Genomic DNA, 17649 nt, shown 5'->3' on the forward strand with positions numbered 1-17649 from the left:
CGGCCGAGCACGCCGCGGGCACACGGGAAGCTGTCAGCATGGCTGCCCGCCCACGCAGCACGCAAGAGGGGCAGGGGATGCAGGGGGTTACGACTCCGACTGCCCGCGCCGCAGGCCCAGTGCCTTCATCTTCTTGTAGAAGTGCCCACGCTCCAGGTCGAGGATGCGCGCCGCTTCCGTCACGTTGTCGTGCGTGTGCGCGAGCACGTGAACGATGATTTCGCGCTCCGCGTCCTCCACCTGCTCGCGGAAGGTGCGGTCCACGCGGGGGCGGAAACCCGCCTGCGCCGGGGCCACCGCCGCCGGCACCGGAGCCGGAGCCGCCAGGGCCGGCGCGGGCGTGTTGGAGGCCTCCGTGAGCGCCGCCTCCGCGCCAGGGGAGGGGACGGGCGCCGGAGCACTCTCGGCCGGGGATGGAGGCAGCGCCACCGTGCGGCCCCGGGGCAGCAACTCCAGCGCGTCCGTCCGGGTGATGATTGGCCCCTCGCAGAGGATGGCCAGCCGCTCCACCAGGTTGCGCAGCTCGCGCACGTTGCCCGGGTAGTCGTAGGCGCTCATCACCGCGAGCGCCTCGGGTGAGAGCGTCAGCGGCCGGCGCCCGTTCTTCGAGCACGCCTCGCCGAGGAAGGTGTTGATGAGGTCCGGCAGGTCCTCCCGCCGCTCTCGCAGGGGCGGCGAGTGAATCTGGACGACGTTGATGCGGTAGTACAGGTCCTCGCGGAAGCGCCCGGCGGCAATCTCCTTCTCGAGGTTCTTGTTCGTCGCGGCGATGACGCGCACGTCCACCTTGAGCGTCTCCGTGCCACCCACACGCTCCAGCTCGCCCTCCTGCAGCACGCGCAGGAGCTTGGCCTGCATCGCCGGCGGCATGTCGCCAATCTCGTCGAGGAAGAGCGTGCCCTCGTGCGCCAGCTCGAACTTGCCCCGGCGCACGCTCACCGCGCCGGTGAAGGCGCCCTTCTCATGGCCGAACAGCTCGCTCTCGATGAGCTCGTGCGGCACCGCCGCGCAGTTGAGCTTCACGAACGGCTGGCCCTTGCGCCGTGAGTTCTGGTGCAGCGCCCGGGCGATGAGCTCCTTGCCCGTGCCGTTCTCGCCCGTGATCAGCACCCGCCCCTCCGAGGGCGCCGTGCGCTGGATGAGGGAGAAGATGCGCTGCATGGCCGGGCCGCTGCCCACCATGTCGTAGCGCCCGAGCTGCGCCCGCAGCTCCCGCAGCTCCTCCATGGCCGCCTGGTGCTTGAGCACGTTGCGCAGCGCCACCAGCATCCGCTCGCGGGCGATGGGCTTCTCCAGGAAGTCCCTCGCCCCCAGCTGCGTCGCCTTCACCGCCGTGTCGATGGTGCCGTGCCCCGACATCATGATGACGGGAAGCTCCGGCTTCAGCTCCGTCAGCCGCGCCAGCGCCGTCAGTCCGTCCATGTCCGGCATCTTCACGTCCATCAGCACCGCGTCCACCGGCCGCGCGCTCACCACGTCCAACGCCACCTGCCCGCTGCTGGCCAGGTGCGTCTGATACCCGGCGAGCTGCAATGACTGGCTCAAGGTGAGCAGGATGTTTTTCTCGTCGTCGACGATGAGGACGGAGGCGGGCATGGAGGGCGCTCCCAGCGGCGGGCCGCGGCGCGCGGCCACTCGCGGGTCAATGACGCAATCTCACGGAAAATATTTGGAGATTCAAGGGTTTCGGGGCGTGCCCGGGGTGTCTCGGAAGGGACAAATGCTTTGACTCGTCTCGTTACTGCGACTAGACGCGACACAGTTGCCCGTGGAGCGGGCGTGCTTTCGTATTTCACGAATTCGGGAGGAATGATGCGTCGGATTTCCCTTTGGGCGGGGCTCTCCCTCGCCATGGCCGTGCTGACCGGCTGCCCCCCTACGTACCCCAACTGCAAGGATGACTCGACGTGCGCCGAGAAGGGCGAGGTCTGCGTCCAGGGGACCTGCCAGGAGTGCGCGACCGACGCGAACTGCAAGGAGGGCTTCACCTGCCAGAACAACAAGTGCGCGCCCAAGCCGCCCGAGTGCACCACCGACGCGGCCTGCGGCGAGGGCCGTATCTGTGAGGCCGGCAAGTGCGCCGAGGCCCAGTGCAAGGACGACTCCGCGTGCCCCGGCGGTGGCAAGTGCCAGGCCGGCCGCTGCCAGGCCCCGACGGACACCTGCACCACCAACACGGACTGCGGCGAGGGCCAGGAGTGCCAGGCCGGCAAGTGCGTGACGGCCGCCGCGGACCGCTGCGACTGGAGCCCCATCCGCTTCGGCTTCAACGAGTCCTCGCTGACCTCCGAGGCCCAGCAGCGCCTGTCCGACCTGGCCGCGTGCATGAAGTCGGGCCAGCAGGGCGCCCTCACGCTCGCCGGGCATGCGGACGAGCGTGGCACCGAGGAGTACAACCTCCAGCTGTCCAACCGCCGCGCGGCCTCCGTGAAGCGGTACCTGACGGACCTGGGCGTCGCGGCCAACCAGCTGAAGACGGTGGGCTATGGTGAGACCCGCCCCGTCAGCAACGCCTCCTCGGAAGAGGCGTGGTCCGAGAACCGCCGCGTCGAGTTCCAGCGCTAGTCTGAGGTAGGCTGCGCGCTCAATGGCCGTCCACGAGCCCGAAGCGCGTCAGTCCTATCTCGTCTTCGCCTGCGGCAGTAGCTGGTACGCGGTGCCCGCGGAGAGCGCGGCGGAGGTTGTCACCTTCCCCGAGCTCACGCGGGTGCCCGGTGCCCCGCCCCACCTGCTCGGCGTGTTCGCCCACCGGGGAGAGGTCATCCCGGTGGTGGACCTGGGCCTGCTGGTGGCAGGGGTCAGTCAGTCCTCGCGGCGGGCGGTGCTGGTGCGCCTGCCGCGCGGAACCCTCGCCCTCACGGCCAGCACGGTGGCCGGCGTCTCCCCGGTGACGGGGACGCTGGAGCCGCTCGGCCCCACGGGCGTCCACGTCCACCTGCGCGGCCCCGCCAAGAGCGGCCCCCGGGACGTGGCCGTCATCGACCCGGAAGGCCTCTTCGACCACCTCAGCCAGGGGGCTTGAGCCGTGGGCCCGCTCAGCGTCCGGGGGATGCTCCTGTGTCACGCGGGGCCCCACCGCATCGCCTTCCACGCGCACGAGGTGGCGTCCATCGCCTCGCCGGAAGGCGTGTCCGCGGCCTCCGCCCGGCGTGCCTTCCAGGCCCCCGACGGCGCCTCGCGCGTGCTGGTGTCCTCGTCGGGGGGCGCGGTGGGCGTGGACACGCTGGAAATCGAGGCGGAGCCGCACCCGGTGCTTCCCGCGCCTCCGCTGGCGGTGCGCGTCTCGGGCGGTAGCCTCCAGGGCTTCGTCGTGGTGCAGGGGAAGCTCTGGCCGCTGGTGGGACTGGTGGACTTCGAGCGCTTCCTGCGCGGGCTCGTCGGGGAGGAGGCGGCATGAAGGCACCGGAGGGGCTCAAGGGGTTGGCGCGGTGGACGGCGCTCCCCGCGTCGCAGGGCAGCGGCGTGGGCATGGTGCTGGCGCTGCTGCAGGCGTGGCGGACGGACGCGGTGCCGGAGGGGGCCTGGGGCCTGCTCCTGGGGCTGGTGGCGATGGCGCTCGTGGGCTCGCTGTGGCTCTTCCACGCGTTTGCCTGGCGGGCGCTGCGCACGCTGTCCGCGCTGGGCGAGGGACGGCTGCCGCCCACGCCGGAGCACCTGCGCGCCGCGTTGCTGGAGGCGCGCGCCTTTCCCGAGCGGTGCTTCGCCTTCATCCTCCAGAACTGGGTGGGCGGCGCGCTGCTGATGGCCATCCTCTTCGTCCCGCTGGCGGGCGCGTCGTGGACGCTGGGGCTGCGCATCGTCCTGGCGGGCGTGTCCCTGGGGCCGCTGAGCGCGCTGCTCATCTACCTGCTGGTGGCACGCCGGGCGCGCCGGGCCGTGGAGATGATTGCCTCGCAGGGGCTGACGCCGCTGGATGTGGTGGCCGCGGCGCCGCCCCGGCGCATGCACATCCGCCGGCGCATGGTGCTCTTCACCGCCATCGCGGTGCTGTGCCCCTCCATCTTCATCCTGGACGCGTCCGTCTCCCGCACCTTGCGGGTGGTGGACCAGGTGGTGGCGGCTTCGCCCGGCCTCCAGGAGGGCGTGGCGGAGCAGGCCCACGACGGGGGCGGGCTGGAGGTGGCCGGGCTCATCACCCTGCTGGTGATGCTCACCGCCTACCTGGGCGGCACCGTCATCGCCGAGCCGCTGCGCTCGATTACGGAGGACGCCACCCTCATCGCCCAGGGAGACCTGCGCCCGCCGCGCGTCATCGCCGCGGAGGACGAGGTGTGGGCCACCTCGGCCGCCTTCGCGCAGATGCAGGCGCAGCTCGGGCAGGCGCTCATGCAGCTGCGGCGCGCGGGCCTCCAGATTTCCACCACCACCGAGCAGCTCGTGGCCACCTCCGGCGAGCAGGAGTCCGGCGCGGACGAGCAGGCCAGCTCGCTCAACGTGACGAGCGCCACCACGGAGGAGCTGGCGCGCTCGGCGCAGCAGATTGCCGGCAACGCCGAGTCCGTGTCCGCCATCGCCGAGACGACCTTCACCGCCGCCCAGACGGGCCAGCGCGGCGCGGCCGCCTTCCTGGGCGCCATGCAGCGCATGAAGGAGGACAACCAGGCCATCGCCGACGCCGTGGTGCGCCTCAACAAGCGCGTGCAGCAGATTGGCAAGGTGGTGGAGTTCATCAACGAAATCGCCGACAAGTCGGACCTGCTGGCGCTCAACGCGGAGCTGGAGGGGACGAAGGCGGGCGAGGTGGGGCGGGGCTTCTCGCTGGTGGCCGCGGAGATGCGGCGCCTGGCGGAGAACGTCATCCGCTCCACCAAGGCGATTGAGCAGCTCATCGAGGAGATTCGCGACTCGACGCACGCGGCGGTGATGGCCACCGAGGCGGGGCTGAAGACGACGGAAGCGGGCACGGTGCTGGCGGCGCAGGTGGACGAGAGCCTGAGTCTCATCCTGGAGCTGGCGCGGCAGACGTCGCACGCGGTGCGCAGCATCTCCCTGGCCACGCAGCAGCAGCAGACGGGCACGGACCAGCTCGCCGCCGCCATGGGGGACATCCTCCGCGTCACCGAGCAGAACTCGGCGGCCACCAAGCAGATGGCCGCGGCCAACGCGGACCTGGCCTCGCTGGCGCGTGACTTGAAACGGGTGGTGGAGCGCTTCCACGTGGGGGCTGGAGATGAGGCGTGAGGGGACCATGAGCGAGTCCAGCAAGCCCCCCCGCCGGGCCTCCTTCAGCCGGCACCTGATGATGCCCGTCCCCCTGGCGAACCTGGTGGGCGCGGCGCTCAGCCTGCACTTCGCGTCACTCACCCTGGCCGGCGACCTTCAGGGCGGGGGGCCGCGGCACCTCGCGCTGGTGGGCGGGGCGTTGACCGCGCTGGCCCTGGTGGCGGGCTCCCTGGGCTCCCTGGGGCGGCTGCGCACCCTGCGCGGGCTGGAGCGCGGGGACGTGCCCTCCACGCCGGACCGGCTGGCGGCGGCGGTGGCGGAGGTGACGCGCGCCCCGGACGAGGACTTCCTCGGCTCGCTGGGACTGTGGCTGTTCACCACCGTCTCCATGGCTGCCGGCATGTGGGGCCTGGACCGGGTGGAGGTGGGAGTGGCGGTGCGCATCGCCGCGCTGGGGCTGATGTTCGGGCCGCTCACCGCGCTGCTCGTCCACTGCCTCGTCATCCTCCGCTCCCGGCAGGTGGTGCTCTGGCTGGCGGAGCTGGGCATGACGCACGCGCAGCTCATCGCGGCCATGCCCCGGCGGGGGGAGATTCGCGCGCGGCTGGTGGCCTTCACCTTCATCTGCGTGGTGACGCCCGCGGTGCTGTCCGAGCGGCTGGCGTCGGCGCTGGGCAAGCGCCTCCTCGAACAGCTCCTGGAAGAGGACAACAGGTTCCAGGTGGACACGCTGCGCATGGATGCGCTCACCGAGGGGGGCCTGCTGGTGGTGCTCGTCTTCGGACTGGCGCTGCTCACCGCCTGGCTGGGCGGCACGCTGCTGGGCCGGCCCCTGCGCGAGCTGTCCGGCGAGGCGCGCCGCATCGCCGAGGGCGACCTGGCCAGCCCGCGCGTGGTGCCGGCCGAGGACGAAATCTGGGACGTGTCCGCGGCCTTCACCACCATGCGGGCGCACCTGGCGGACGTCATGTCCCAGCTCCAGCGCGCCGGGGCGCAGATTTCCGCCACCACGGAGGAGATTCTCTCCACCTCCGGGCGCTACGAGGCGGGCGCCACGGAGCAGGCCAGCTCGCTGGACGAGACGAGCGCCACCACGGAGGAGCTGGCGCGCTCGGCGCGGCAGATCGCCGAGAACGCGGGCTCGGTGGCGGAGATTGCCCACCGCACGCTGGGGGCCGCGGAGCAGGGGCAGCGCAGCGCGGAGGACTTCCTCGGCTCCATGGGGCGCATGCGCCAGGACAACGGGGCCATCGCCTCCGCGGTGGTACGCCTCAACAAGCGCGTGCAGCAGATTGGCAAGATTGTCGAGTTCATCAACGGCGTGGCCGACAAGTCGGACCTGCTGGCGCTCAACGCGGAGCTGGAGGGGACGAAGGCGGGCGAGGTGGGGCGGGGCTTCTCGCTGGTGGCCGCGGAGATGCGGCGCCTCGCGGAGAACGTGCTGGAGTCCACCAAGGAGATTGAAGGGCTCATCGAGGAGGTGCGCGAGGCGTCCGCCGCGGCCGTGTCCGCGACGGAGGGCGGCGTGCGCGCGGTGGAGACGGGCACCACGCTGGCCCAGCAGGTGTCCGAGTCGCTGCGGCAGATTGTCGACCTGGCCGGACAGACGTCGGACGCGGTGCGCAGCATCTCCCTGGCCACGCAGCAGCAGCAGACGGGCACGGACCAGCTCGCGGAGACGATGGCGGACATCCTCCGCATCACCCAGCAGAGCCTCAACGCCACCAAGCAGGTGAGCACGGCCAACACGGACCTGCTGGTGCTGGCGAGGGACCTGCGGGGCGTGGTGGAGCGCTTCCAGATTGGCCAGGAGCCGCTCCGGGAGGAGGACAGTTGAACCCGAGCGACCGCCTGCTCAAGCAGTTCCGGGACCTGGTGACGGTGCGCCTGGAGCGCATCAACCGGTCGCTGATGGAACTGGAGTCCGGCGCCAACGCGGAGGCCGGAAGGGGCGTGCTGCGCGAGCTGCACGGCCTCAAGGGCGAGGCCCGGATGATGGGCTTCGACGACATCAACGCGCTCGTCCATGAGATGGAGGAGCTCGTCCGCGCCACCGAGCCCCACCGCTACACGCTCACCCCCGCGTCCGCCGATGCGCTCCTCCTGGCCGCCGACGCGGTGCTCCTCCTGTCCGGGGCGCTTCCCTCGGCGGACTCGCCCCCCCGGGTGGACCAGCTCGTCGCGTCGCTCCAGTCGTGCATCCGCGCGGAGACGGAGCGCGCGCCCGCCTCGGCCTTCAAGCCCATTTCCGCCGCCACGCCCGACACGGCCTCCGTGGCTTCGGGGAGCATGGCTCGTGGTGGGGCGGCGGCACGGGGGCCGACGGCTCCGGGAGCCCCGGCGCGTGGCGAGGCGGGAACCCCGGGTGACGGAGGGCTCGCGACCTCGGGCGCGGAGGGGCTGGCGGGGGCGTCCGGAGCGCCGGCGCGAGGTGGGCCGGTGTCCTCGGGAGCGGGGCGCGCCCTGGTGGCCCCCCCGGTCCGGGGGGCGGAGGAGGCGGTGGCCTCCGGGCTGGAGGTGCCATGGGTGACCTCCCATGAGCCGGCGCGGGGTGGGGCCGTGGCCTCCGGTACGACTGGCGCGGCTCCCGCGCGCGCCGTGCCTCCGTCCGGCTCCGGTGCCCGCTCCCGGGAGTGGCCCTCCGTCCCCAGGAGCGAGGGCGAGCCTTCCGCGGGTACGGCGCGGACTGCCGCCTCCGCCACGGCCACCGCGGCGGCGAACCTGGGCCGCATGCCGGCCCCGGGAGCCGCGGCGGCACGGGGCGCCGCGGGCCCCACGGGGACGGCGCGGCAGCCGGAGGCGCGCTCGGACACGGCGGTGCGCATCGGCGTGGCCAGCCTGGACCTGCTGACCAGCGCCGTCACCAACCTCACCCAGGTGGCGCGGCGGCGCGAGCTGGCCAACGCCCGGCGCCTGGCCCTGGCGCGCGAGCTGAGCCAGCTGGCGCGCGAGGCGGAGGACCTGGGGCCCGCCGGGGCGGCGCTGGCCGCGAGGCTGGGCACGGCCAAGGAGCTGGCCGCCGCCCTCCACCGGGAGTCCAAGCTCCTGTCCAACGCGGAGCTGCGAGATTTGGGCATGGTGGTGGAGGAGGTGCAGACGCTGCGCATGCTCCCGCTGTCCGTCCTCTTCGAGCCCTACCCGCGCATGGTGCGGGACTTGTCGCGCGCGCTGGGCAAGGAGGTGGAGCTCGTCGTCGACGGCGAGGACACCCGCGCGGACCGGGCGGTGGTGGAGGCGCTGCGCGAGCCCCTCATGCACCTGGTGCGCAACGCGCTGGACCACGGGCTGGAGACGCGGGTGGACCGGGTGGCGTCCGACAAGAAGCCCCGGGGCTGCCTCACGCTGCGCGCCGCGCGGGAGGGCAGCCGCATCATCCTCCGCGTGGAGGACGACGGCATGGGGATGGACCCGGCCCAACTGCGGAAGGTGGCCGTGCGCAGGGGCTTCCTGGACGAGGCCGCCGCCAACGCCCTGTCGGACGCCGCGGCCCGCGAGCTCATCTTCCTGCCCGGCTTCACCTCGCGCGAGGTGGTGACGGACCTGTCGGGCCGGGGCGTCGGGCTGGACGCCGTGCGCACCTCCATCCAGGCCCTGGGGGGCGATGTGGGAGTGGAGTCCGCGCCCGGCTGGGGCACCATCTTCGAGCTGAGGGTGCCCGTCTCCCTCACCGTGGCGCCGCTGCTCTTCATCCAGGTGGGGGAGGAGACGCTGGCCCTGAGTGCCACCCACGTCTCCCGGGCCCTCAAGGTGGAGTCGGCGGACCTGTGCGAGGTGGCCGGGCGCCCCTCGCTGCTGGTGGAGGGCCGCGTGTTGCCGCTCGCCCCGCTGGCCACGCTGCTGGGCCTGGCGGCGGAGCGCCCCGCGCTCGAGGGCGAACTGGCGCTGGTGGTGAAGAGCCAGGGCGGGGCCGCCGCGCTGGTGGTGAACCGGGTGCTGGAGGAGCGGGTCCAGGCCATCCTCCCCCTGAAGGGGGTGCTCACCCGCTTCGCCCACCTCTCCGGCGCCACGTCCCTGGCGGATGGGCGCCTGGCCATGGTGTTGTCGGCCGCCTGGCTCACGGCCAGCGCCCACGGCACCGCGCCCCTGCGGCTGCCCCGGCTGGCGGTCCTGGAGCCCCCCTCCCGCCGCCGCCGCATCCTCGTGGTGGACGACTCCCCCCTCACCCGGGAGCTCATCTCCAACCTCCTGGAGGCGGTGGGGTATGACACTGTCATGGCGGGAGACGGGGCCGAGGCACTGGACGTGCTGGCCTCCCACCCGGTGGACCTGGCCGTCACGGACCTGGAGATGCCGGGGATGGACGGCCTGGAGCTGACCCGCCGCCTCAAGGGCCACCCCGTCCACTCCCGCCTGCCCGTCGTCATCCTCACCACGCGTGGTGGGGAGGAGGACCGGCGGCGTGGGTTGGCGGCCGGGGCGGACGGTTACATCACCAAGGGGGACCTGGTGCGCCAGGACCTGGTGGACGTGGTGGGGCGCCTGTTGGGCTGACGGGCTCCGCCCTCAACGTCCTGAGGACAGTCCCTCGCATTGGCTATACTCCCCGACTCGCGCACGGGGTATGGACAGGGCATGGGCAAGAAAGTGTCGGTGCTGGTGGTCGATGACTCACTCATCTGCCGACAGCTCATCTGCGACGCGCTGAGCAAGGACCCCGACATCGACGTCGTGGGCTCCTGCGCGGACGGCAAGCAGGCCATCGAGATGACGAAGGAGCTGCGGCCCCACGTCATCACCATGGACGTGGACATGCCCGTCATGGACGGGCTGACGGCCACCGAGCACATCATGGCCGAGTGTCCCACACCCATCCTGGTGCTGACGGCGGACCCGCGCTCGCAGGCCCCGGAGCTGACCTACCGCGCGCTGGAGCTGGGGGCGCTCGCGCTGCAGATAAAGCCCGCCATCGACGCGGGGCCGGAAGCGTGGAACCTGGTCCGGGAAATCAAGCTGCTGTCCAGTGTGCGCGTCATCCGCCACATCCGTCGGCCCCAGAAGGGGAACATCACCCCGCCCCGGGTGGCCACCTCGGTGCTGCCGGCGGTCTCCATGGGCGTGGTGGCGGTGGCGGCCAGCACGGGCGGACCGCAGGTGCTCTACCGGATGCTGTCGGAGCTGCCGGCGGACTTCCCCGCGCCCATCGTCATCGTCCAGCACATCAACGCGGCCTTCGCCGAGTCCCTGGCGGGGTGGCTGGCCAACACCAGCCGGCTGAAGGTGCGGCTGGCGCAGGACGGCGAGCCGCTGATGCCGGGGCACGTGCTCATCGCCCCGCCGGGGCAGCACCTGGTCATCCCCTTCCGGGGCCGGGTGGGGCTCAAGCCGGGCGTGGAGCGCGACGGGCACATGCCGTCCGGCACGGTGCTGCTGGAGAGCGCGGCGCGGACGTACGGGCGGCGCGCGGTGGGGCTGGTGCTGACGGGCATGGGCGCGGACGGCGCGGACGGGCTTCTGGCCATCAAACAGGCGGGAGGTCTGGCGCTGGCGCAGAACGAGGAGTCCTGCGTGGTCTTCGGCATGCCGGGCGCGGCGGTGGAGCGCAAGGCGGTGGACCACCTCATCCACGGGGACGACGTCGCGGCCACGCTGTCACGGCTGGCGCGCGGTGAGTCCCTCGCCGTGGGGCGCTGACCTCGGGTGGGGGCCACGGGGGCGCAATGGGCGGGCGTACGCGCCTTCCTCACGGCGCGTACGGGCATGGCGCTGAGCGGCCCCCAGGTCCGCCGGCTGGATGAGCGGCTGGACGCGCGCAGCCGCGGGCTGACGCCGCAGCAGTACCTCAACTTCCTCAAGTCCCCCTCCGGCGCGCTCGAGCTGGAGGAGCTCATCAACGCGGTGGTGGTCCACAAGACGGACCTCTTCCGGGACGAGGTGCAGCTCGCGGCGTTCCGCGCCGAGGTGCTCGCGCCGCTGGTGGACGGGGCGCGGCGGCCGCTGCGAGTCTGGAGCGCGGGCTGCGCCACCGGCGAGGAGGTGGCCACGCTGCTGGTGATGCTGGCGGAGCTGGGCGCGGACCCGGGCAGCACGGTGCTGGGCACGGACATCTCCGTGCAGGCGCTGCGGCGGGCCCAGACGCTGGGCTTCACGCCGGAGCAGGTCCGCCGCGTGCCTCCCGCGCTGCGCGAGCGCTACTTCGTCGAGACAGCGGCTCGCGTCGTGCTGGTGCCGGCGCTGCGGGCGCGGGCCAACTTCCAGCTCCACAACCTGATGGACACGCCGTACCCCGTGCCCGCGGGGGGTGGGGGCTTCGACGTCATCTTCTGCCGCAACGTGCTCATCTACTTCACGCCGGAGGCGTTCCAGCGGACGGTGGAGGTGCTGGCCGCGAGCCTGGCGCCGGGGGGCACGCTGGTGCTGTCCTCCTCGGAGCCGCTGCTCCGGTTGCCCCCGTCCCTGCGGGTGCTGCGTGGGGAGCAGGCGTTCTTCTATGTCCGGGCGGAGGACTCCGGGGGCGGGGGGGGGGGCCTGGCGCTCCCCGTGGAAGGGGGGCGCAAGCGTGACTCGGGCCGCTTCGCCGCCGTCAGCACGGAGGCGAAGCCCCCCGAGGCCGAGCCCACTCCCGGACGCACGCGGGACTCCGGGCGCTTCGCCGCCATCGGCGCGGGGATGGAGACTCCCACGGTCGAGCCCGCTCCCGGACGCACGCGGGACTCCGGGCGCTTCGCCGCCATCAACGCGGGGATGGGGACTCCCACGGCCGAGCCCGCTCCCGGACGCACGCGGGACTCCGGACGCTTCGCCGCCATCGGCGCGGGCACGCCCACGGCCGGGGCCATGCCCCCGACGCCCACCGGGCCCGTCGACCCCGCCTCCACGGAGGCGGACCTGCTCTTCGCGTGCGTGCTGGACGGCGCGTCCACGGGGACTCCGGACGACACGGCGGAGCGGGACTTGCGCCGCTGCCTCGCGCTGGACCCGGACCACGCCGCCGCGCGCTACCTGCTGGGCCTCCTGCTGGAACAGGGCGGCCGGCCCGCCGAGGCCGCCGCCGAGTACCGCCGCGCGCTCCAGTCCCTGGAGGCCGGCCGCGCGCGCCCCGTGCCCTTCTTCCTCAACCCCTCCCGGCTCCAGGTCGCCTGCGCCCACGCCGCCGAGCGCCTCGAGGCGGCCGGCCGGAGCCGCTGAAGGGGCAGCCGGGCGGGCTTGCCGGCTCCGGGCATGCGAGAAGTCCGGACGGGCGGGGGATTTGGCCGTAAGATGCCGGCCCCATGCGAAGGCTCGTCCTGCTCGCCCTGCTGGCACTCCCTGGCTGCTTCTACCCCGCCGACCGTGGCCGCGCCCTCGAGGCGAAGGTGGACCGGCTCGGCGCCGACACCGCCCAGATGCAGTCGCAGTTGAAGGAGGCGCGAGAGCAGCTCGCCGCCACGCTGCCCAAGATTGACGAGAAGGTCGCCGAGGTCACCAAGGCCCTCCAGGGCCTGGACACCGCCGCGCGCCGCAAGGACGCGGACATCGGCATCCAGCTCCAGAAGTCCGTGGAGGACCTGGCCCAGCTCCGTGGCCAGGTGGAGACCTACCTCCACAAAATCACCGAGCTGGAGACCGCCCTCGCCGAGCAGGACAAGAAGCTGCTCGCGCTCCAGGGCACGGAGGCGGTGAAGGAGGCCGAGGCGAAGAAGAAGGCCGAGGAGCTCCAGCGCCCCACCGACAAGAAGGAGTTCCTCGCGCTGGCCCAGGAGAAGGCCAAGGCGGGCGAGGTGCTGCTGGCGCGCCAGCTCTACACCGAGTTCCTCAAGAAGTGGTCCAAGGACCCGCTGGTGGGCGACGCCCACTACGGCCTCGGCGAGACGTACTTCAGCGAGTCCCGCTGCCGCGAGGCCCTCTTCGAGTACGGCAAGGTGGTGCAGGAGCACCCGAAGGCGTCGACCGCGCCGGACGCGTACCTGCGTTCCTCGGAGTGCTTCGCCAAGCTGAAGATGAAGGATGAGTCGCGGCTGGCGCTGGAGGAGCTCGTGAAGGGCTACCCGAAGTCCGCCGCGGCGAAGACCGCGAAGGAGCGCCTCGCCGAGCTGGACAAGGCGGCGAAGACTCCCGCGAAGAAGGGGAAGAAATGAACCTGCGTCCGACGCGGCTCGCCGCGCTCGCGCTGCTGCTCCTGCTGCCCCTGGTGGCGGGCGCGGCGCCGAAGCAGCTCGTGCTGCTCTTCACCGGAGACAATGGGGGCGAAATCGCCCCCTGTGGTTGAAGGCACAACCCGTCTGGCGGTCTGGCCAGACGAAAGATGGCGCTTGAGAAGGAGCGCGCGAAGGGCGTGCCGGTGCTCGTGCTGGATGCGGGCAATGCGCTCTTCAAGAGCCGTGACAGCGGCGAGGCGCCGGACGCGAAGGCGCGCGCGGAGCTGCTGCTGTCGCAGATGGACGCGCAGGGCACCGCGGCCATGGCCGTGGGCGCGCGCGACCTCGTGCTCGGCGTGGACTTCCTGAAGAAGGGGACGAAGAAGGCGAAGCTGAAGCTGCTGTCCGCCAACCTGGTGGACGGCGAGGGCAAGCCGTACTTCCCCGCCTCGCTGGTGACGGACGTGGGCGGCGTGAAGGTCGGCGTGGTGGGAGTGTCCCCCGCCACGGACAAGCCGCAGCCCGCGGGGCCGGCCGTGAAAGGGAAGCCTCAGCCGATGATGCAGGGCCTGCCGGTGCAGTCCGCGGTGGCGGCCGAGGCGAAGCGCCTGCGCGAGCAGGAGAAGGTGGACGTCGTCGTGCTGCTGGCGGCGGTGCCCTACGACGAGGCCTTCCGCCTGGCCGAGCGGGTGGAGGGCGTGGACTTCGTGGTGCAGTCTCACGACGGCCGCGGCGTGGGCGTGGCGCAGCGCCAGGCCTTCGCCACCGTGGTTCCGCCGGGAGACCGGGGCCGGCAGCTCGCCCGCCTGGAGCTGGCCCTCGACGGGCCCGGCCGCTTCGCGGACATCTCCGAATTGGAGCGGACGCGGCAGAGCCTGGGCATCGTGGAGACCAACCTCGCCAAGGCGAAGGAGAAGCTCGCCGCCGCGGCGGATGCCACCACCCGGCAGTCCTACGAGCAGGCGGTCGCCAGCCTGGAAGCCCGGCGGACGGCCCTCAAGCAGGTGGCGGAGGGGGGCGCAACCGGCGCCGCCCGCACGCATCTGTTGTCCTACATCCAGCTCGGGAGCGAGGTGCCGGGGGACCCGGCCGTCCAGAAGCTGGTGGAACGCATCGAGCCTCCTGGCTCGGCGGCCCACTGACCCGAGCTGGCCTTGTGCACCGGCCGGCGCGCCGTTATAAGCGCCGGCCACCCTCAGCGCCGGACCTCCCACCCGTCAGCGGGTGGGGGCAAGGCACACTGGAGAGAGACATGAAGCCCGAAGTTCACCCCGTCTATCCGCCGTCCCGCATCACCTGTGCGTGCGGCAACGTCGTGGAGACGAAGTCCACCCGCGGCTCCTTCTCGGTGGAAATCTGCTCGAACTGCCACCCCTTCTTCACGGGCAAGTACAAGCTCGTGGACACGGCCGGCCGCATCGACCGCTTCCGCAAGAAGTACGCCGCCACCCCGGCCAAGGCCGAGGCTGCCCCGGCCGCCGAGGGCGCCGCTGCCCCCGCCGCGAAGCCGGCCGCCAAGAAGGGCAAGAAGGCCGAGGCCTGATTCACGGCCCCAAGCCTGTCTTCACAGCTTGAGTCGTAACCCGTCGAGCAGGGTGCCGGAGGGCCTCCAAGAGAGGCGCTCCCGCCCTGCTCGCGGCGCTTCTACGGCCTGAAGCACGCGTCAAGTTTCAGGGTGCTACAGGCTGGAAATTAGACGTAGCAGTGAAGTGCTTGCACATTCCGCCGCGTCCACGACGAGAGTCCGACGGAGGCGAGATGTCCGCGCACGCTGCTGCCCCTGCCCTCAAGGTTGTCCGCCGCTCCCTGAGCGAGAGCGTCTACGCGAAAGGGGCGGACTACACGCTGCTGCACGGTGACAGCCTGGAGCTGATGGAGCAGTTCGAGCCCCAGACGTTCGACATGATTTTCGCGGACCCGCCGTACTTCCTCTCCAACGGCGGCACCACCTGCAAGGGTGGCAAGCGCGTCTCCGTGGCCAAGGGCAAGTGGGACGAGTCGCGCGGCGTGGAGGAGGACCACAAGTTCACCACCGCGTGGCTGGCGGCCTGCCAGCGGCTCCTGAAGCCCACCGGCACGCTGTGGGTGAGCGGCACCCAGCACGTCATCTTCAACGTGGGCTTCGCCATGCAGAAGCTCGGGTACAAGCTGCTCAACACGATTACGTGGTTCAAGCCCAACGCCAGCCCCAACCTGGCGTGCCGCTACTTCACGCACTCCACCGAGCTGCTCATCTGGGCCTCGCCGAAGTCGGGCGGCAAGCTGCAGCACACGTTCAACTACTCCCGCATGAAGGCGGAGAACGGCGGCAAGCAGATGCGCGACGCGTGGGTGCTGCCGCCCTCCGGCGACGCGGAGCTCACCGCGGACGGCGAGGGCCGGCTGTGGACCCTGACTGTCCCGCGCGGCGGCGAGGAGAAGGCCTTCGGCAGCCACCCCACGCAGAAGCCGGTGGCGCTGCTGGAGCGCATCCTCGAGGCGAGCTGCCCGCCGGACGCGCTGGTGCTGGACCCCTTCAACGGCAGCGGCACCTCCGGCGTGGCGGCCCTCAAGCTGGGCCACCGCTACGTGGGCATCGACATGGACGAGAAGTACCTCGCCCTGTCGCAGAAGCGCCTTCAGGCGGTGTCGTCCCGGTAGTCCGCCGCTCCCCGCGGCCGCTTCAGGCGCGGGAGAGGATGAGCTCCACGCCCTGCCGGGCGATGGGGTGGTAGCGCTCCGCGTACTTCTTGAAGAGCGAGCGCGCCACTCCCCGGTACTCGCGTGACGACGCGAGCACGCCGTACAGCGGCTTGAGGTACTTCATGCGGCCCACCTCACCGAGGAACGCCTCGGCGCGGCCCAGGGCCGGCTCCCACCCGCCGCGCAGCGCCGCCACCAGCCAGGACACCAGCACCTCCGAGTTGCGGCTCTTCGTGAGGCTGAAGCGCTCGTCGAGCTGCCGGAAGACGTCCCTCGGCGTGTCCGACGGCAGCCACTCCAGGTAGAGCTGCCACTCGGTGGGCGTCCAGTCCTTCACCAGGTCCGCGGAGGGCACGGTGCCGCGCGCGCGCACCAGCGCCTCCAGCCGGGCCGAGCGCGGCGAGGGCGCCCCCGGCGGCACTCCCGGCTTGTGGAGGTACGCGTCCGCGTCCACCTTCGCCAGCACCCCGGGCAGCTCCCGCTCCGCGAAGGCGGTGAACTCCTCGGTGGTGAGCGCGCGGAAGCGGTACGTCGCCAGGTAGCGGCGGAGGAACTCGTCGAAGGCGGGGCGCCCGGCGGCGTCCTCCATGGCGCGCAGGAGCAGGTAGCCCTTCTCGTACGGAATCTGGGAGAAGGCCTCGTCCGGGTCCACGCCCGACAGGTGCGTGCGCAGCGCGGTGAGGTTCGGGTGGGAGCGGAAGTGGTGCAGCGCCTCCTCCAGCGCGCGCCGGCCCAGCGCCGCGTGCAGCGCCGAGACTTCGTGCCCGGCCAGCGCCTCCAGGATGCGGCGCTCGGCGAAGACGGTGAAGCCCTCGTTGAGCCAGAAGTGCTCCGCGGACGCGTTCGTCACCAGGTTGCCCGTCCACGAGTGCGCCAGCTCGTGCGCCACCACATTCACCAGGCTCTTGTCACCGGCGATGAGCGTGGGCGTGAGGAAGGTGAGGCGCGGGTTCTCCATGCCGCCATAGGGGAAGGAGGGCGGCATGGTGAGCAAATCGAAGCGCTCCCAGTCGTACGGGCCGAAGAGGGCCTCCGCGGCGCGGAGCATGTCGTCCACGCCGGAGAACTCGTCCGCCGCCTCCTCCAGCAACTCCGGCTCCGCCCACACGCGAGAGCGCGGGCCCAGCTCCTTCGGCGCGAGGCTGCCCACGGCGAAGGCCAGCAGGTACGGAGGCACCGGCTGCGGCATCTCGTAGTGCTCCTCCGCCTCCACGCCGTGCTCCTCGCGGTGCACGAAGCTGGCCGCCATGACGGCCTTCAGCGCCTTGGGCACCCGCAGCGCCGCCCGGTACCGGATGCGGATGCGCGGCGTGTCCTGCAGCGGCACCACGCTGCGCGCGTGGATGGCCTGGCACTGGCTGTACAGGAAGGGGTGCTGCCCGCCGGCCGTCTGCGAGGGCGTCAGCCACTGGAGCGCGCTGGCGCCCGGGGACGTCCGGTAGCGCACCGTGAGTTGCCTCAGCCCGGGCGGCAGCTCCACGCGCAGCCGGCTGCCCAGAATCGGCTCCGGCGGGGCCAGCATGTAGGGCAATGGGCGACCTTGCGCGTCCACCACCCCTCGAATCTCCAAATCCCGGGTATCCAGGTCGAGCGGGCCGGCGGAGGCCTCCTTCAGCGTCAGGGTGGCCTCCGCGTGCAGGCGCTGCGTCCGGAAATCGACGCGTGCCTTCCAGTCCAGGGTTTCCGTCTCAGGCTGCGTGCTGTCGTTGTACGAGTGTGGGTCGAGGCGCGCCATGGAGGTCCGGTTTGT

15 protein-coding genes are annotated in these 17649 nt (G+C 72.1%); 13 read left to right on the top strand and 2 right to left on the bottom strand.

The genetic code is table 11. The features are described 5' to 3' along the window. Nucleotides 1-87: 87 nt before the first annotated feature. Nucleotides 88-1596 carry a sigma-54 dependent transcriptional regulator gene (locus K8638_RS20840; protein WP_223756318.1) on the bottom strand — a complete coding sequence of 503 codons (1509 nt, stop codon included), beginning with the start codon at nt 1594-1596 and terminating at the stop codon, nt 88-90. Nucleotides 1597-1812: 216 nt separating this feature from the next. Here K8638_RS20840 and K8638_RS20845 point away from each other — a divergent pair, with 216 nt between their 5' ends. From K8638_RS20845 to K8638_RS20900, 13 genes are all read left to right on the top strand, one after another. Then, on the top strand, nt 1813-2565 hold the full coding sequence (locus tag K8638_RS20845) for an OmpA family protein (RefSeq protein ID WP_370644070.1): 753 nt from the start codon (nt 1813-1815) through the stop codon (nt 2563-2565). A 22-nt stretch (nt 2566-2587) separates the two neighbouring features. After that, entirely contained in the window at nt 2588-3022 is a 435-nt protein-coding gene (locus K8638_RS20850) for a chemotaxis protein CheW (RefSeq protein WP_223756320.1), read from the top strand. A 27-nt stretch (nt 3023-3049) separates the two neighbouring features. Continuing rightward, nucleotides 3050-3397, top strand: a complete 348-nt coding sequence (locus K8638_RS20855; RefSeq protein WP_223756470.1) for a protein CrdC — start codon at nt 3050-3052, stop codon at nt 3395-3397. Beyond that, entirely contained in the window at nt 3394-5181 is a 1788-nt protein-coding gene (locus K8638_RS20860; RefSeq protein WP_223756321.1) for a methyl-accepting chemotaxis protein, read from the top strand. Before K8638_RS20855 ends, K8638_RS20860 begins: the two co-directional genes overlap by 4 nt. A gap of 7 nt (nt 5182-5188) precedes the next feature. Next, a complete protein-coding gene (locus K8638_RS20865) occupies nt 5189-7000 on the top strand; it encodes a methyl-accepting chemotaxis protein (protein WP_223756322.1) in 1812 nt (603 codons plus the stop codon). Continuing rightward, nucleotides 6997-9654 (top strand): response regulator, encoded by a 2658-nt coding sequence (locus tag K8638_RS20870; protein ID WP_223756323.1) that lies wholly within the window; start codon nt 6997-6999, stop codon nt 9652-9654. The genes K8638_RS20865 and K8638_RS20870 overlap by 4 nt, the downstream gene beginning before the upstream one ends. Before the next feature lie 81 nt (nt 9655-9735). Continuing rightward, a complete protein-coding gene (gene cheB, locus K8638_RS20875) occupies nt 9736-10794 on the top strand; it encodes a chemotaxis-specific protein-glutamate methyltransferase CheB (protein WP_223756324.1) in 1059 nt (352 codons plus the stop codon). Between the two features lie 66 nt (nt 10795-10860). After that, on the top strand, nt 10861-12288 hold the full coding sequence (locus tag K8638_RS20880) for a protein-glutamate O-methyltransferase CheR (protein WP_223756325.1): 1428 nt from the start codon (nt 10861-10863) through the stop codon (nt 12286-12288). An 83-nt stretch (nt 12289-12371) separates the two neighbouring features. Next, on the top strand, nt 12372-13217 hold the full coding sequence (locus tag K8638_RS20885; RefSeq protein WP_223756326.1) for a tetratricopeptide repeat protein: 846 nt from the start codon (nt 12372-12374) through the stop codon (nt 13215-13217). Further along, a complete protein-coding gene (locus tag K8638_RS44590) occupies nt 13214-13348 on the top strand; it encodes a hypothetical protein (protein ID WP_255662841.1) in 135 nt (44 codons plus the stop codon). The genes K8638_RS20885 and K8638_RS44590 overlap by 4 nt, the downstream gene beginning before the upstream one ends. A 72-nt stretch (nt 13349-13420) precedes the next feature. Next, nucleotides 13421-14359, top strand: coding sequence for a 5'-nucleotidase (locus K8638_RS20890; RefSeq protein ID WP_370644071.1), 939 nt, complete (start codon nt 13421-13423; stop codon nt 14357-14359). Between the two features lie 110 nt (nt 14360-14469). Then, nucleotides 14470-14760, top strand: coding sequence for a 50S ribosomal protein L31 (gene rpmE / locus K8638_RS20895; protein ID WP_223756328.1), 291 nt, complete (start codon nt 14470-14472; stop codon nt 14758-14760). A 215-nt stretch (nt 14761-14975) separates the two neighbouring features. Beyond that, on the top strand, nt 14976-15857 hold the full coding sequence (locus K8638_RS20900; RefSeq protein ID WP_223756329.1) for a site-specific DNA-methyltransferase: 882 nt from the start codon (nt 14976-14978) through the stop codon (nt 15855-15857). A 22-nt stretch (nt 15858-15879) separates the two neighbouring features. On the opposite strand, the gene K8638_RS20905 is transcribed toward K8638_RS20900, so the two are convergent. Further along, the gene (locus tag K8638_RS20905; protein WP_223756330.1) at nt 15880-17634 is read right to left on the bottom strand and encodes a M1 family metallopeptidase; all 1755 of its coding nucleotides are present in this window, start codon (nt 17632-17634) and stop codon (nt 15880-15882) included. Nucleotides 17635-17649 lie beyond the last annotated feature (15 nt).

Origin of the sequence: Myxococcus sp. RHSTA-1-4, assembly GCF_020037125.1 — a bacterium.
Classification (GTDB): domain Bacteria; phylum Myxococcota; class Myxococcia; order Myxococcales; family Myxococcaceae; genus Myxococcus.

What these genes read in the sequence shown, in the direction of transcription:
- K8638_RS20860 (WP_223756321.1), top strand. Translation starts at nt 3,394, where the DNA reads ATGAAGGCACCGGAGGGGCTCAAGGGGTTGGCGCGGTGGACGGCGCTC.
- K8638_RS44590 (WP_255662841.1), top strand. Translation starts at nt 13,214, where the DNA reads ATGAACCTGCGTCCGACGCGGCTCGCCGCGCTCGCGCTGCTGCTCCTG.
- K8638_RS20845 (WP_370644070.1), top strand. Translation starts at nt 1,813, where the DNA reads ATGCGTCGGATTTCCCTTTGGGCGGGGCTCTCCCTCGCCATGGCCGTG.
- cheB (WP_223756324.1), top strand. Translation starts at nt 9,736, where the DNA reads ATGGGCAAGAAAGTGTCGGTGCTGGTGGTCGATGACTCACTCATCTGC.
- K8638_RS20855 (WP_223756470.1), top strand. Translation starts at nt 3,050, where the DNA reads ATGCTCCTGTGTCACGCGGGGCCCCACCGCATCGCCTTCCACGCGCAC.
- K8638_RS20865 (WP_223756322.1), top strand. Translation starts at nt 5,189, where the DNA reads ATGAGCGAGTCCAGCAAGCCCCCCCGCCGGGCCTCCTTCAGCCGGCAC.
- K8638_RS20905 (WP_223756330.1), bottom strand. Translation starts at nt 17,634, where the DNA reads ATGGCGCGCCTCGACCCACACTCGTACAACGACAGCACGCAGCCTGAG.
- K8638_RS20885 (WP_223756326.1), top strand. Translation starts at nt 12,372, where the DNA reads ATGCGAAGGCTCGTCCTGCTCGCCCTGCTGGCACTCCCTGGCTGCTTC.
- rpmE (WP_223756328.1), top strand. Translation starts at nt 14,470, where the DNA reads ATGAAGCCCGAAGTTCACCCCGTCTATCCGCCGTCCCGCATCACCTGT.
- K8638_RS20880 (WP_223756325.1), top strand. Translation starts at nt 10,861, where the DNA reads ATGGCGCTGAGCGGCCCCCAGGTCCGCCGGCTGGATGAGCGGCTGGAC.
- K8638_RS20850 (WP_223756320.1), top strand. Translation starts at nt 2,588, where the DNA reads ATGGCCGTCCACGAGCCCGAAGCGCGTCAGTCCTATCTCGTCTTCGCC.
- K8638_RS20900 (WP_223756329.1), top strand. Translation starts at nt 14,976, where the DNA reads ATGTCCGCGCACGCTGCTGCCCCTGCCCTCAAGGTTGTCCGCCGCTCC.
- K8638_RS20840 (WP_223756318.1), bottom strand. Translation starts at nt 1,596, where the DNA reads ATGCCCGCCTCCGTCCTCATCGTCGACGACGAGAAAAACATCCTGCTC.